Origin of the sequence: Streptococcus sp. 'caviae', from assembly GCF_001937065.1 — a bacterium.
Lineage (GTDB): Bacteria > Bacillota > Bacilli > Lactobacillales > Streptococcaceae > Streptococcus.
Genome location: NZ_MOWR01000009.1, coordinates 97,235 through 110,856, shown reverse-complemented (window position 1 = coordinate 110,856; position 13,622 = coordinate 97,235). Strand labels below are relative to the sequence as shown.

14 protein-coding genes and 1 tRNA gene are annotated in these 13,622 nt (G+C 42.9%); 3 read left to right on the top strand and 12 right to left on the bottom strand.

Annotated features, from left to right (window positions below; all coding sequences use genetic code 11):
• Window positions 1-176 precede the first annotated feature (176 nt).
• The 3 genes from BMI76_RS09145 to BMI76_RS09135 all read right to left on the bottom strand — a co-directional run bounded on the left by BMI76_RS09145 (window position 177) and on the right by BMI76_RS09135 (window position 1,663).
• The gene (locus tag BMI76_RS09145; RefSeq protein WP_257615266.1) at window positions 177-452 is read right to left on the bottom strand and encodes a hypothetical protein; all 276 of its coding nucleotides are present in this window, start codon (window positions 450-452) and stop codon (window positions 177-179) included.
• 106 nt (window positions 453-558) lie between these two features.
• Window positions 559-1,440, bottom strand: a complete 882-nt coding sequence (locus BMI76_RS09140) for a class II fructose-bisphosphate aldolase (protein ID WP_075347269.1) — start codon at window positions 1,438-1,440, stop codon at window positions 559-561.
• A 137-nt stretch (window positions 1,441-1,577) separates the two neighbouring features.
• Window positions 1,578-1,663 (bottom strand) — tRNA-Leu (locus tag BMI76_RS09135).
• Between the two features lie 404 nt (window positions 1,664-2,067).
• Here BMI76_RS09135 and BMI76_RS09125 point away from each other — a divergent pair.
• The gene (locus BMI76_RS09125) at window positions 2,068-2,325 is read left to right on the top strand and encodes a hypothetical protein (protein WP_083623737.1); all 258 of its coding nucleotides are present in this window, start codon (window positions 2,068-2,070) and stop codon (window positions 2,323-2,325) included.
• A gap of 377 nt (window positions 2,326-2,702) precedes the next feature.
• Here BMI76_RS09125 and BMI76_RS09120 read toward each other — a convergent pair whose 3' ends face one another.
• The 4 genes from BMI76_RS09120 to tig form a co-directional block, all read right to left on the bottom strand.
• Complete coding sequence (locus BMI76_RS09120; RefSeq protein WP_075347267.1) at window positions 2,703-4,307, bottom strand: CTP synthase; 1,605 nt, start codon at window positions 4,305-4,307, stop codon at window positions 2,703-2,705.
• A gap of 144 nt (window positions 4,308-4,451) precedes the next feature.
• A complete protein-coding gene (gene rpoE / locus BMI76_RS09115; protein WP_075347266.1) occupies window positions 4,452-5,042 on the bottom strand; it encodes a DNA-directed RNA polymerase subunit delta in 591 nt (196 codons plus the stop codon).
• 119 nt (window positions 5,043-5,161) lie between these two features.
• Window positions 5,162-5,821: an HAD family phosphatase gene (locus tag BMI76_RS09110; RefSeq protein ID WP_075347265.1), complete on the bottom strand. Its 660-nt coding sequence runs from the start codon at window positions 5,819-5,821 to the stop codon at window positions 5,162-5,164.
• Between the two features lie 239 nt (window positions 5,822-6,060).
• On the bottom strand, window positions 6,061-7,344 hold the full coding sequence (gene tig / locus BMI76_RS09105) for a trigger factor (protein ID WP_075347264.1): 1,284 nt from the start codon (window positions 7,342-7,344) through the stop codon (window positions 6,061-6,063).
• 237 nt (window positions 7,345-7,581) lie between these two features.
• Here tig and BMI76_RS09100 point away from each other — a divergent pair, with 237 nt between their 5' ends.
• Window positions 7,582-8,397 carry a formate/nitrite transporter family protein gene (locus tag BMI76_RS09100; RefSeq protein WP_075347263.1) on the top strand — a complete coding sequence of 272 codons (816 nt, stop codon included), beginning with the start codon at window positions 7,582-7,584 and terminating at the stop codon, window positions 8,395-8,397.
• 180 nt (window positions 8,398-8,577) lie between these two features.
• Window positions 8,578-9,441 carry a mechanosensitive ion channel family protein gene (locus tag BMI76_RS09095; RefSeq protein WP_075347262.1) on the top strand — a complete coding sequence of 288 codons (864 nt, stop codon included), beginning with the start codon at window positions 8,578-8,580 and terminating at the stop codon, window positions 9,439-9,441.
• A gap of 46 nt (window positions 9,442-9,487) precedes the next feature.
• On the opposite strand, the gene BMI76_RS09090 is transcribed toward BMI76_RS09095, so the two are convergent.
• From BMI76_RS09090 to dnaJ, 5 genes are all read right to left on the bottom strand, one after another.
• Window positions 9,488-10,051, bottom strand: a complete 564-nt coding sequence (locus tag BMI76_RS09090) for a TIGR01440 family protein (protein WP_075347261.1) — start codon at window positions 10,049-10,051, stop codon at window positions 9,488-9,490.
• Window position 10,052: 1 nt separating this feature from the next.
• Window positions 10,053-10,520 carry an ECF transporter S component gene (locus BMI76_RS09085; RefSeq protein WP_075347260.1) on the bottom strand — a complete coding sequence of 156 codons (468 nt, stop codon included), beginning with the start codon at window positions 10,518-10,520 and terminating at the stop codon, window positions 10,053-10,055.
• The gene (locus BMI76_RS09080) at window positions 10,510-11,274 is read right to left on the bottom strand and encodes a bifunctional hydroxymethylpyrimidine kinase/phosphomethylpyrimidine kinase (protein ID WP_075347259.1); all 765 of its coding nucleotides are present in this window, start codon (window positions 11,272-11,274) and stop codon (window positions 10,510-10,512) included. The genes BMI76_RS09085 and BMI76_RS09080 overlap by 11 nt, the downstream gene beginning before the upstream one ends.
• Window positions 11,264-12,013, bottom strand: coding sequence for a tRNA pseudouridine(38-40) synthase TruA (gene truA, locus BMI76_RS09075; RefSeq protein ID WP_075347258.1), 750 nt, complete (start codon window positions 12,011-12,013; stop codon window positions 11,264-11,266). The genes BMI76_RS09080 and truA overlap by 11 nt, the downstream gene beginning before the upstream one ends.
• A 238-nt stretch (window positions 12,014-12,251) precedes the next feature.
• Window positions 12,252-13,385: a molecular chaperone DnaJ gene (dnaJ, locus tag BMI76_RS09070; protein ID WP_075347257.1), complete on the bottom strand. Its 1,134-nt coding sequence runs from the start codon at window positions 13,383-13,385 to the stop codon at window positions 12,252-12,254.
• Window positions 13,386-13,622: the final 237 nt, after the last annotated feature.

Sequence of the window (13,622 nt, the reverse complement as noted above, 5' to 3'; positions counted from 1 at the left end):
TATAACGCTTTGACGTTTCATTGAGGCTCACAAAAGGGAAAAATCGCTACTTATCGTGGCGATTTTTCTTTTTGGGTGTTTGAAAAGCTATGCGGGGTATGGGATAACTAACTACGGGAATGATTCACAATGGTCACTAAGCTTTTTCTGAAAACGGCAAAGGTTTGGCTGATCGCTTACTTCCTTCTTTTTTGCTTCCATAGCTGATACAGCCTTGTCAGTACCATAGCAAGACTAATAATTGCAGCTAACAGCAAAAGAATCAGGAAAATGGCCAGAGGCTTGAACAATGCCCAAAGAATCATAATAAGTACATAAAGACCTGTCATTAAACTAATCACAAAGACTAATACAAGATAAAAAGTCAGCCAGGCTATTAAAGAACCCAGCCTTTTATCTTTAGGAACTTCAAACAAAACATGAAAAATAATTTCGACAATCTCTTCTAACATATACTCCCTGTATCAAGGCTCTCTTTTAGCAATTTTATTTAGTTTATTATAACAAAAAATCCCGTCTGGATGGACGGGATTTTCTTGATTGATAGGTTCAGCACAATTAAGCTTTACCTTCTGAACCAAAGACATCAATACGTTCTTCAACAGCTGCTTGGATAGCTTTAACGCCATCTGCCAAGAATTTACGCGGGTCAAAGAGTTTTTTCTTATCGTATTCAGCTTCATTTGCATCATAAGCACGCGCAAAGGCACGAGTTGCATTAGAGAACGCAATTTGACACTCAGTATTAACGTTAACTTTAGCGACACCAAGTTTGATAGCTGCACGGATTTGATCATCAGGAATACCTGATCCGCCGTGAAGCACGATTGGGAAACCTGGAACAGCTTCTGTCAATTTCTTCAAGTGATCAAGGTCAAGGCCTTCCCAGTTTTCTGGATATGGACCGTGGATGTTTCCGATACCTGCTGCCAAGAAGTCAATGCCTGTTTCAACCATTGCTTTCGCATCTTCGATTGGTGCCAATTCACCGCGGCCGATGATACCATCTTCTTCACCGCCGATAGTACCAACTTCAGCTTCAACTGAAATACCTTTAGCATGTGCTTTTGCAACAACTTCTTTAGCTTTTTCAAGGTTTTCTTCAACTGGAAGATGTGAACCGTCAAACATGATTGAAGTATAACCAACTTCGATACATTCAAGTGCATCTTCATAGTGACCGTGGTCAAGATGAATTGCAACTGGTACAGTAATGCCCATTGATTCTACAAGAGTTTCAATCAACACTTTACAAAGTTTGTAACCGCCCATGTATTTAGCAGCACCCATTGACGTTTGGATAAGAACTGGAGCTTGTTTAGCTTCTGCTGCACGCAGGATAGCTTGTGTCCACTCAAGGTTGTTTGTGTTAAATCCACCAACTGCATAACCGTTGTCACGAGCTGCTTGGATAAATTTTTCTGCTGAAACGATTGCCATTTTTAAAGGCCTCCTAAATATTTTTTGGGGCAACCCCATTACATTGTTTATTTTATCACTTTTACAGTAAAATTTCCAGCCTTTTCTTGAAAACTCACCAAAACAAAAAAAGCCGGCTCAAGCCAGCTAATATGCTATGCGGAGAGAGGGACTTGAACCCTCACGACCAAAAGCGGTCACAAGATCCTTAGTCTTGCGCGTCTGCCAATTCCGCCATCCCCGCAGCAACAAAATAAATTATATCAACTTCCTATATTGCTGTCAAGGATATTTCCCATATTTTTATAAAAATCCTCAAATTGTCTTTTTCTTAAAAGTTCTAACATGAAGTTAGCCGGCTGGATAGTTGAAAAGGTGACGCAGAGAGATCCTGTCATCACTGCAGCCGACATTATACACATTAGAGAGGCACTGAAAACAAGGTCTTTATATGTCGATGAGAAGTAAGTTAAAAAATCCAGAAAAATAATCAAAAGATTTCTCCAAAATGAGTAATTAATAACAATACTGAAAATCCCCTTGAATTTTTCTGTCAAAAGACCTAGACTATGGGCGTATTCGTTTTGTTAATCAATTTTCTTTAGCACAATGAGTATAAAAATCACATTTATTTAAAGGAGATTCAGTATGAATACTTTAGCTTTCGAGGCGTTCGAATCTTTGGATGCTGATAATCTTGCTCAAATTCAAGGTCAAGGCTGGGTTGGTGCCATTGCTGGTGGGGTCACTGGAGTTCTTGCCGGAGCCAAAGCTGGTGGAGCTGCTGCACTTCCAGTTATGTGTGTTCCTGGATTTGGTTGGGCTACTGAAGCCGGGGTTGTTGCTACCAGTGCCATTGCTGGTGCTGTGCTCGGCGCTGGAGTTGGTTATAATACACCATTATAAAGGGGTTGAGTTAGATATATGATATATGTTATTTACTCGTTAATATTATTAAGTTTTGCAGTATTAGTCTTAATTTCTAAGCGGAGTCAAAATGGTACTGTCAAGCTTATCTGTTTTGGAATTTTTATGCTGGAATGCATCTTAGTGATAGCTAATATGTTTTTTTCATTTTTGAATTAAATACTATTTTGTTAGTCGGCACTCTATTCAATTAATGCTATGATACTTAAAGTCGTCCCATATGACTTACGATAATGGCTCTTGCTGTTTATTATAGTTATATGGGGCTTTTTTGATAGATAGCAAAAGCTCTGTATCTCTAAAGCCATTACCTGCTGCAGAGATTACAGAGCTTATTTTTTAATCTGTTCTTATTATTAGTGACTGTTTTCAACTGCCGCTGTTACGAAAGCTGTATAGAGCTCCTCAGGACGGTTAGGGCGTGACTGCAGTTCTGGATGATACTGAGCAGCCACAAAAAATTTCTTGTCTGAAAGTTCTACAACTTCTACCAGGCGATTGTCAGGAGATACGCCTGAGAAGACAAAGCCGGCGTCTTCAAACTGCTGACGGTAGGCATTGTTAAATTCATAGCGATGGCGGTGGCGGCGCTGAACCACATCTTGATTGTCATAAGCTGCCGCTGCCTTGCTGCCCGGCTTTAATTTACATGGGTAAAGTCCCAGACGCAGGGTACCGCCCATATCTTCGATATCAATCTGATCACGCATAATATCGATAACGGGATATTTTGTATTTGGATCCAGTTCAGCAGAATTAGCCCCTTCAAGATTGAGGACATGACGGGCATACTCCACACAGGTCAGCTGCATACCAAGGCAGATACCAAGCATGGGAACATCATTTTCACGCGCATAGCGAATGGCTTCAATTTTACCTTCGGTACCGCGTTGCCCAAAACCGCCCGGCACAATGATGCCGTCTGCACTTTCCAGCAATTCAGCAACATTTTCAGCGGTCACATCATTGGCATTGATCCAATCAAAATCAATAGCCGTATCGTTAACATAGCCTGAATGTTTCAGAGCTTCAACTACAGACAGATAAGCATCCGGAAGCTCTACGTATTTCCCGACAAGGGCAATCTTAGTCGTTTTCTTAAGGTTCATCACCTTATCAACCATGGCAGACCACTCTGTCATATCGGCAGCCGGCACATTCAGTTTTAAATGATCGCAAACGATTTGATCCATGTTTTGCGCCTGCAGATTCAGCGGAATTTGATAGAGGTGGTCAACATCAAGCGATTCAATGACGGCTTCTGGCGCCACATCGCAGAATTGGGCCAGTTTATTCTTAATGCCTTGTTCGGCAGGCTTTTCCGTCCGAATAACAAGCATATTTGGCTGAATTCCCAGACCGCGCAGTTCCTTAACCGAGTGCTGAGTTGGTTTGGTTTTCATCTCACCGGCTGCCTTGAGGTAAGGAAGAAGGGTGGTATGAATGTACATAACATTATCAGAACCCACGTCAGCTTTCATCTGGCGCAGAGCTTCCAGGAAAGGAAGGCTTTCAATATCACCGACAGTTCCCCCGACCTCAGTGATAATAACATCCGAATCAGTAGTGGTAGCAGCGCGTTTAATCTTTTCTTTCAGAGCATCGGTAATGTGAGGAATAACCTGAACAGTAGCTCCCAGATATTCTCCTTTGCGCTCTTTACGGAGGACTTCACTGTATATTTTTCCTGTTGTTACGTTCGAATATTTATTGAGATTAATATCAATAAAACGTTCGTAGTGCCCAAGGTCAAGGTCCGTCTCAGCGCCGTCATCGGTCACATAGACTTCACCGTGCTGATAAGGGCTCATCGTTCCCGGGTCAATATTGATATAGGGGTCAAATTTTTGAATGGTCACCTTAAGACCGCGATTTTTCAAAAGACGGCCGAGACTTGCAGCCACAATCCCTTTGCCAATTGAAGAAACAACACCGCCGGTTACAAAAATATACTTTGTCATTAAATGCTCCTTTAGTTAATTTGGGAAGAAAAAAGAAAAATGCTCCCTAAGATTAGGGAGCTTATACCGACCTCAAAAGAGGTGCCCAGTAAATAATATAAACTATCTGACTTCATTTGTCAATGCAGAAACAAATACGAAAACTTACTCTTCGTCGTCATCTTCCTCTTCGTCATCGTCAGAGTAGTCATCATCTTCTTCATCTAAATCAACATTTTCGTCCAGATCTTCATCCGGAATAATTTCATTGATTTCAGAATCATAAGACTCCACTTCAGACTTTTCATCATCTGGGTTGTCATCATCGTAGTCAGTGTCTTCTTCAGGTGTATCGAAGCTTTCATCTTCAGGATCGTCATCACTGTAGTCGATAGCGTCCTCATCGCCGTCCATAAAGGCGTTGACACGTTTTCTCTTGCGTTTTGGCGCACCGTCTTCATCGTCTTCCAGAGTGACAATTTCTTCATCAATTTCATCGATGCCATACCAGGAGCGCAGACCCCATTTATTGTCACCAAGCGGAATAAAGCTGCCGTCAGTATTCAAATCTGAATAGAAGTAAGGCAGCGCATGACGAATATCTGAATCCGATTTTTCCAAATAAACTTGAATAGCATTAACAAGATCACTAAAATACATCTCATTGTCCCGGCCGCGTTCTTCTAAAATGGCACGGGCAACTTCAATCATTGAGAGTTCGCTTTTTTCTTGTCCAGCAAATACTTCTAATTCCAAGGTGATTCTCCTTATTTTGTCGTTAACTTATATTTTACGATATTTTTAGCAGTAAGTCAAAAGAGATCTTGCAGGATCCCTTCCTTATCTGACCTTTATACAGCAGGCCCTGCCCTCAGCTAAACAGACTTGATATAGTCCAAAATATCTAACATGTCTTTAGCCACATAATCAGCCTGTGACTGATCAATGGTCATGCGTTTTTCTTCATAGGCGACCGTCCGCATGCCTGCTCCCTTAGCTGATGCAATTCCTGAAGGTGAGTCTTCAACAGCAAGCGCCTGTTCACTGGGAACACCTAAGCGTTTGAGAACCGACAGATAAATGGCCGGATCAGGCTTACTGGCTTCAAAATCTTCACCGCTGACAATGACATCAAAATAATCCTTAATCCCGCAATTAGTCAGAATTTCTAGAATGTACTTCTTTTGCGTTGACGAAGCAACTCCCAAGGCAATGTGATTAGCCTTAGCATACTCCAAAACCGCAAAGATATCTTTGCGAAACAGCGGCAGATAGCTTTCCTTGCGATATTTTTGCGCTTCAACCCTTTGCAGCCCCTGTTCAATCGTTTCATCAGCAAGGTCCAGCTGACTGAGTTTTTTAATTCTCGTTAACAAATCTTTGCCGGATCGGCCGACAAGGCTGGAAAAGTCTTCATGAGTCAAAGCAGCTGGATTTTGGGCAATCGTTTTGATGTACTCCTGCTGCAATTGAAAATCCAGATACTCAGTATCAACGATGACACCATCCATATCAAAAACAATCAGTTTTATCATAGGCAACTCCTCATTTGCATTAAAGACTAGATATAATTGCGTTTCCTTCTACCTTATTATAACAGGCTGTTAAACACCTTGCTAGAAAAAGATGAAGAAATCCGTGACAGGGCTCTCTGTTTCTTTGATTTTTCTGCCATTACAGACCCTTAACCTTGCCTGTTCTGTAAATACCTGAAAAAATTAAGGACCTGGAGCAAATTCCCCAAGTCCTATTTAAGAAAAGCAGTGAAGCAGGCTTATTTAACGCTTGCTGTGCTTGTAATAGTATCAACAGCTTTTTTCATGGCAATGTCATGCTTGAGCATATCAGGCGACAGAAGTGAACGTACTTGTTCCGCATCCATGCTGTATTCAGCTGCAAGATCAGTGATTTCTTTTTCGATTTCTTCGTCTGAAGCTTCGAAGCCTTCTGCCTTAGCAATCGCCTCAATAACGAGGTTTGTTTTCACACGCTTGTCAGCGTCTGCTTCGTATTGTTTGTGAAGGTCTTCTTCAGTTGTACCGGTCAATTGGAAGTACATTTCTGATGAGATACCTTGGCGCTGCATATTGCCCATAAATTCCTGCATAGCACGATGAACTTCATCATGAACCATTTCTTCCGGCAATTCAACAATTTCCGCATTAGCAACAGCCAAGTCAATCGCTGCGCTTTCAACTGCATCATCATAGGCAGTTTCCTTAGCAGCTTCAAGTTCCTTACGGTACTTAGCCTTTAATTCATCCAAAGTTTCTACTTCTTCGTCAATATCTTTAGCCAATTCGTCGTCCAATTCTGGAACTTCTTTAGCTTTGACTTCATGGATAGTTGTTACAAATTTAGCGTCCTTGCCAGCAAGGTCTGCTGCTTGGTAATCTTCTGGGAAGGTAACGTTAACGTCAACTGTTTCGCCAGCTTTTTTGCCAATCAATTGGTCTTCAAAGCCAGGAATAAACTGGCCGCTGCCCAATTCAAGGGAGAAGTTGTCACCTTTGCCGCCGTCAAATTCAACACCGTCAACTGAACCAACAAAGTCGATAACGACAGTATCACCTTCAGCTGCTGCGTCTTCTTTCAGAACGAGCTCAGCTAAGTTGCTGCGTTCGCGTTCAATTTTTTCGTCCACTTCTGCATCAGTAACTTCTTTAGATTCTTCCACTGATACTTCAAGGTTTTTATAGTCACCAAGTTTTACTTCCGGTTTCGTTACCACTTCTGCAGTAATTTCCCAGTCTTGGCCTTTTTCCATTGATTTAACATCAATTTTTGGCTGAGCTACAACGTCCAGTTCCAGTTCAGCAACCGCTCCTTCGTATGCTGCTGGCAAAATACTGTTCAAAGCCTCTTCATAAAGAGCTTCTTCACCGAATTTTTGATTAAAAACAGTACGTGTAATATGTCCCTTGCGGAATCCCGGAACTGAAATATCTTTCTTCACTTTATTGAAGGCTTGGTCAAGAGCCGGCTGAATCTTGTCTTGGCCAATCGTGAACGTAACAACCCCACGATTTGTAGCTTTGTTTTCAAATGATGTAGACATGAAGTCATTTCTCCTTAAAATTTATTTGCACTTTCCAGTTTATCACATTTATTGTCAATTTGGAAGTTTTTTCTTCTATTTAACGGCGGCTAAATTTCGGAGAAAGCAACAAAATGTATTTTCGCTTGGGAAAACCCACTCCTTTTCTGAAACCCTTTTCATTTTTCTTAAAAAAAGGTATAATGTAAAGGAAAATGATTAAATTTTTCAAAATAAATTTTTTAGAAAGGTGCTCTTATGGTTCATACCACAACTGCTACACCCAGTCCTTTTCAGGAAAAAATAGCTGCAGCCTGCCGTAAAAAAGAGGCTCTTTTTGATGAAAGCCTCGGGCGCTACGCCTTGCGTTCCATGTTTGCAGGAGCCTATTTAACAATGAGTACTGCCGTCGGTGCCATCGCTGCCGATGTCATCTCCCAGTTTTCTCCTGCCTTTGGACGTTTCGCTTTCGCCTTTATTTTTAGTTTTGGTTTGGTTTATGTCTTGCTTTTTAATGGGGAGCTGGCGACATCAAATATGATGTTTCTGTCTTCAGGAGCTTACTACAAGCACATTTCCTTCAAAAAAGCCACAGTCATTTTAGTGACCTGTACCTTTTTCAATCTCATCGGCGCCATTATTTTGGCCTGGCTTTTCAACCAGTCATTCTCCTTTGATCAGCTGACCGACAAAAGTTTTTTAGTCAATGCCGTGCAGACAAAGCTGGCTAAGAGTGATTGGCAAAATTTCTTTGAAGGTATTACAGCCAACATGTTCGTCAATATCGCTATTCTGGGCTATATGCTTCTCAAAGAAGAAAGCGCCAAAATCACCATTGCCCTCTCAGCCATTTTCATGTTTGTCTTTTTAATCAACGAACACTTGATTGCCAATTTTGCTTCTTTCATGCTGGCTGCTTTCAGTTCTGTCGAACATATCAAAGGCCTTGAGCTCATCAATGTTCTGCGCCAGTGGATTGTCGTGTTCTTTGGCAACTGGATCGGCGGCGGTGTTTTCATCGGCTTAGCCTACGCTTGGCTCAACCAAACGCAGACCCCTCATAAGGAACAATAAATAACAATTAAAAGCGACACAAAGTCAGGCCTTGCAAGTGCTGATTTTGCTCCGCTTTTTTCTTTTGGTTTCATCCCTGCAGGCAAAAGGAATTGGTCCGTTGATAGTTTTGTGTTCTAATTGGATGGCACTTTCTGTCAGCCTCTTTTTAATTTTTGGTTTTTTTGATACACTAAAATCATGAAATTTATAACTTCCTATCTGGGCAATTTTGATCTGGAGAAGATGGTGTTTGACTTCTCTTCCAAGCTCCTGTCCATCTTCCTGTTACTTGTCGTTTTTGCAATCGCCAAAAAGGTCATCAACTACCTTTTTAAAAAAACCGTTGCCAAGTCTATGTCTCTGGCTAAATACAGCCAAGCTCGGCAAAAAACCTTGGTAAAACTCTTTCACAACCTGATGGACTACAGCCTCTATTTTCTGCTGATTTACTGGATGTTGGCAATTATCGGACTTCCGGTTTCAAGTCTTTTAGCCGGTGCAGGAATTGCAGGTGTCGCTATAGGGCTCGGCGCCCAAGGATTCCTTTCTGATTTGGTTAACGGCTTTTTCATTTTGCTTGAGCGTCAGTTTGATGTTGGTGATTCCGTCAAGTTAAATACGGTAACTGGAACTATTGCTGGAACGGTTGTCAGCGTCGGCATCCGAACCACACAAATCCGCGATTTTGACGGGACCCTGCATTTCATTCCCAACCGCAGTATTACCATTGTCAGCAATCTGTCCCGCGGTGATATGCGGGCGCAGATTGATATTCCCATTTACGCTGATACAAGCCTTGAAACAGTGACTGCTGTTATCAACCAAGTCAATGAAGAAAATGTTCCCAATTATCCTGAAATTGTTGGTGTCCCCAGTATCTTAGGCGCAACACCATCTGCAGCAACAGGACAGATGGTCTTTCGGGTAGACATCTTTGTCCAAAACGGCAGACAAAACCATATCTACTATACGTTTTACCGCCTCTATCAAGAAGCGCTTACAGCGGCTGGAATTGCTTTGCCTACAGCTAATAGTATGACTAGGCCCCAGTTTCAAAAATAAACAAAACCAGCCCCTTGTCAGAGTTAGTCTGTTAAGAGGCTGGTTTTTAAAATTTACGAATAGGATCCGGCTGATAAGTTGCCCGACTGCCGCCGATAAGTTTGGGACGGCTGGCCAAGGCTGTGACATGGGCTCCGCCGAGTTCTCGCACAAGGGGACGCAAGGGAACCTGCACGCGCTTGATATGCATACCAATAGCCGTATCGCCGATATCAAGACCCGCATGGGCTGTGATTTCTTCAACTTCCACAGGATCGTTCATGTATTTAAAGGCTGCCAGCTGGCCGCTACCGCCGGCATGAAGAGTCGGCAGAACATTGACGATTTCTAAATCTTTTTTCTCAGCCAATTTACGCTCAACCACCAGAGCACGATTGAGATGCTCACAGCCCTGAACTGCCAGATAAATACCCCTGTCATTGAGATAAGACAAGATTGTCTTAACAATCGTTTCGCCAATCTCAAGACTGGAATTCTGCCCAATCACACCGCCGGCAACTTCACTGCTGGATAGGCCGAGAACAAAAATCTGACCGTTTTTAATAGCCGAACGCTCAATGATATCAGCAACAATGCTGTGCGTTTGTCTTTGTATTTCTTGTAAATCCATCTTATCTCCTTTCCAAACGTTTAAAGTTTAGACAGGTAAGGTAGCCAATCAGCATGCCAAAAAAGTTTTGCAGGACATTGCCCCAAATACCGGCCAGCGAAGCTCCCAGACCGTAAAAAGGAATAGAAAACAAAAAGTAAAGCCCAACCATGGTCAAAGAGGCTAAGACGAGCCCTAAACAATGCTTTCTACCGGTCCATCCGGCAAAATAGCCCTGTCCACCGTGCGCCAAAAGACTGATGAGCATCCAATTGGGATAGCCAGCAGTCAGATCCAGCAAAAATGCGGACAGACCGCCAACAGCAGCTCCTTCTTTGCTCCCTAAATAAAAGGCCGTGAAGTAAATACCAGCATCTAAAAAAGTTAAAAAGCCTGTCGGTGTCGGAATCTTTAGAAATAAGCCAAAAACAACACTTAAAGCCGTTAAAACTGCAAGCAGGCTTAGACGCTGCACCTTGTCATCTTTCATAATTTTGTTTTACCCCATAATCATCTGAGTGTTCAATCGCCTGATAGACAAAGGCCTTAGCTTCGCTGACAGCTTCTTGAACAGTCTTGCCAAGTACTAACTGACTGGCAATGCTTGACGCAAAAGTACAGCCCGCCCCCGTATTATTTTTGTCTAAGACAGGGCAGTCCAGCACTTGAAAATGCTGCCCGTCATAAAAGACGTCCAGAGCTCGATCCTTGCGAAAACGATTGCCGCCCTTGACAACCACATTTTGAGCGCCCATGCTATGCAGCATCTGAGCGGCTTCCTTCATATCCTCTAAACTTTCTATGGTTTTTTGGGTCAATAGCTGCGCTTCGGTCAGATTGGGTGTAATAATAGTGACATAGGGGAAAAACCGAATCAGTTCATCTCGCAGTGCACTGACTTCCAGATCGTGATTTTCCTTGCAAACAAGGACCGGATCTAAAACCACAGGAATCCCTTTTTGCTCTTTAATGAAGGTTAAGGCTTTTTCAGCTACTTCCACATTGGGGAGAAGTCCCAGTTTTATGGCAGAAAAATCAATATCTGCCAAACTGTCTAACTGCTGGCCAAAAATATCGCCGTCCACGGGGAAGACTTCAAATCCTTTTTCTGTTACAGCAGTAAGGCAGCTCACTGCTACAAACCCCTTAAGTCCATTAACTGTATAGGTTGCCAGATCGGCAGATAAACCGCCGCCGCTAAAAATATCATTTCCTGAAATCGCTAAAATATATTTAGTCATCATAAATAATCTCCTTAAGATAAAGCCCATTGCCTGCAGCTGTCGGACCGGCTAAATGGCGGTCTTTTAACTCCAAAATACTGTCAATCTGTTCAACCGGCATGCGGCCATTGCCAATTTTCAGCAGGGTTCCGACCATATTTCGAACCTGCTTATACAAAAAACCGTTTCCCGTAAAGGTGAAAATCAGCAAGTGGTTCTCCCCATCAAAAGCAACGTCTGCACGGCTGATTGTCCTAACTTTATTATCAACACTTGTCCCGGAAGCTGTAAATCCTGTGAAATCATGCCTTCCCCGCAGTTTTTTGATTGCCGCTTCAATGGCAGTGACATCAACCGCATAGGGAAAATGCGTCGCATAATGGCGCATGAGAGGATTTTTAGGCCGACCCAGATCAACTAGAAATTCGTAGGTTTTACTATGCTTGCAATACCGTGCATGAAAATTTTCAGAAACCTTATCAACCCTGATAACATCAATATCGTCCGGTGTCTGCGTATCCAAACCAAAGCGCAGTCTTTCCAAATCACGCTCCTCATCCAGGTCAAAATGAATAACCTGACCGTAAGCATGAACGCCTGCATCTGTTCGGCCTGCACCGTGAATCTTAACAAATGTGCCGCTGTTCAATCTCAAAAGCGTCTTCTCAATTTCTTCCTGAACCGTTCTTGCATTTTTCTGCCGCTGAAAGCCGGAAAAATCTGTTCCATCATAAGAAATAATTGCTTTATATCGTACCATAAATGCATTATAGCATGCTAAAAGCTGAGGGACAAGACAAGAACCTTTCATCTGTACGGGGACAGTTTAAACGCTAAAAATCATCAGACATTCCAGCCGACCCATAACTGCAATTACAGATAAAGTCATCCTTGATCCCCGCTGTTAAAGAGACCTCAAGCATTTAAAAACTGAAGAACAAAAGTTTACGGCTACGAAAAAAACCTGAGATAAAATATCTCAGGCTCTTTTAGCTGTTTTACATCTCATCAAAAGCATCTTTTACCTTGTTAAAGAAGCCTTTTTTCTTAGGATGAACGGGATCGAGGCCGCTGGCCTTAGCAAAAGCCTGCAGAGCCTCTTTTTGGGCATCGTTTAGTTTTGTCGGTGTAACAACCTTGACGGTCACATGCTGATCCCCCTGTCCATTGCCGCGCAAACGCGGTGCTCCTTTACCCTTAAGACGGAAAGTTTTGCCTGTCTGGGTTCCGGCAGGGATGGCCAGTTCAACATTGCCGTGAACAGTCGGTACCTCAACGGTATCTCCAAGAGCCGCCTGAACAAAGTTAATGTTCAAGCTATAGTAGATGGTCGATCCATCGCGTTCAAATTTGTCGCTCTTAAGAACATTGATGATAACAAAGAGATCCCCATAAGGACCGCCGTTAAAGCCGGCTTCTCCCTGACCTGCCAAACGGATTTGCTGACCGGTTTCAACACCGGCAGGGATTTTAACAGAGACCTTATGGCTTTGTTTTTCATGGCCTGTTCCACGACAGGTTTGACAAGGCTCCTTGATTTCCTTACCGCTGCCATGACAGACATCACAGGTCACCTGACGGCGCATCATGCCAAGCGGCGTCTGAGTATCCACATTGATAACACCTGAACCATGGCACTTACCGCAGGTAACAGGACTTGTGCCGGGTTTGGCTCCTGAACCGTCACAGGTGTGACAAGTTGCTTCGCGGTTGTAGTGAACCTCTTTTTCTGTACCAAAAACAGCCTCTTCAAACTGAAGATTGACACGATACTGAAGATCATCACCCTGACGGGGGGCATTCGGATTTCTGGAAGCTCCGCCGCCGAAGAAACTTGAAAAAATATCCTCAAAACCGCCGAAACCTGAGCTGTCAAAACCGCCAAAACCACCGTTGCCGCCGAAACCGCCATTGGCTCCTGCCGGACCGTATTGATCATAAGCGGCACGTTTTTGCTCATCTCCCAGTGTTTCATAGGCTTCTTGAATCTCTTTGTATTTTTCTTCGGCTCCAGGATCCTTATTAATATCGGGATGGTATTTTTTTGACATCTTCCGATAAGCTTTTTTAATTTCGTCCTGGCTGGCGTCCTTTGACACCCCCAGACGATCATAATATTCTGTATTATTCATCTTAAATACCTTTTGTTATTTTTTTGATAATTTTCTTAGGTGGTGGGGACGCAAGCGACCGACTATGTCGTTCCATTGCTTATTTTTGAACCCAAAGGTTTCAAAAATCCCCTCGTAACAGTAGCTAAAGCTACTGTTACTCTCACCACGGCAAAAATTATCGGCTGTGCGGTCTTTGACCGCTTTTATTGCTGACGCTATTACCCAAAAACAGAGGCTGGGGTTCAACCTCTGTGA

Excerpts from the sequence above, each read along its gene's own strand:
- BMI76_RS09145 (WP_257615266.1), bottom strand. The coding sequence starts at position 452 with ATGTTAGAAGAGATTGTCGAAATTATTTTTCATGTTTTGTTTGAAGTT.
- BMI76_RS09140 (WP_075347269.1), bottom strand. The coding sequence starts at position 1,440 with ATGGCAATCGTTTCAGCAGAAAAATTTATCCAAGCAGCTCGTGACAAC.
- BMI76_RS09125 (WP_083623737.1), top strand. The coding sequence starts at position 2,068 with ATGAATACTTTAGCTTTCGAGGCGTTCGAATCTTTGGATGCTGATAAT.
- BMI76_RS09120 (WP_075347267.1), bottom strand. The coding sequence starts at position 4,307 with ATGACAAAGTATATTTTTGTAACCGGCGGTGTTGTTTCTTCAATTGGC.
- BMI76_RS09110 (WP_075347265.1), bottom strand. The coding sequence starts at position 5,821 with ATGATAAAACTGATTGTTTTTGATATGGATGGTGTCATCGTTGATACT.
- tig (WP_075347264.1), bottom strand. The coding sequence starts at position 7,344 with ATGTCTACATCATTTGAAAACAAAGCTACAAATCGTGGGGTTGTTACG.
- BMI76_RS09100 (WP_075347263.1), top strand. The coding sequence starts at position 7,582 with ATGGTTCATACCACAACTGCTACACCCAGTCCTTTTCAGGAAAAAATA.
- BMI76_RS09095 (WP_075347262.1), top strand. The coding sequence starts at position 8,578 with ATGAAATTTATAACTTCCTATCTGGGCAATTTTGATCTGGAGAAGATG.
- BMI76_RS09090 (WP_075347261.1), bottom strand. The coding sequence starts at position 10,051 with ATGGATTTACAAGAAATACAAAGACAAACGCACAGCATTGTTGCTGAT.
- BMI76_RS09085 (WP_075347260.1), bottom strand. The coding sequence starts at position 10,520 with ATGAAAGATGACAAGGTGCAGCGTCTAAGCCTGCTTGCAGTTTTAACG.
- BMI76_RS09080 (WP_075347259.1), bottom strand. The coding sequence starts at position 11,274 with ATGATGACTAAATATATTTTAGCGATTTCAGGAAATGATATTTTTAGC.
- truA (WP_075347258.1), bottom strand. The coding sequence starts at position 12,013 with ATGGTACGATATAAAGCAATTATTTCTTATGATGGAACAGATTTTTCC.
- dnaJ (WP_075347257.1), bottom strand. The coding sequence starts at position 13,385 with ATGAATAATACAGAATATTATGATCGTCTGGGGGTGTCAAAGGACGCC.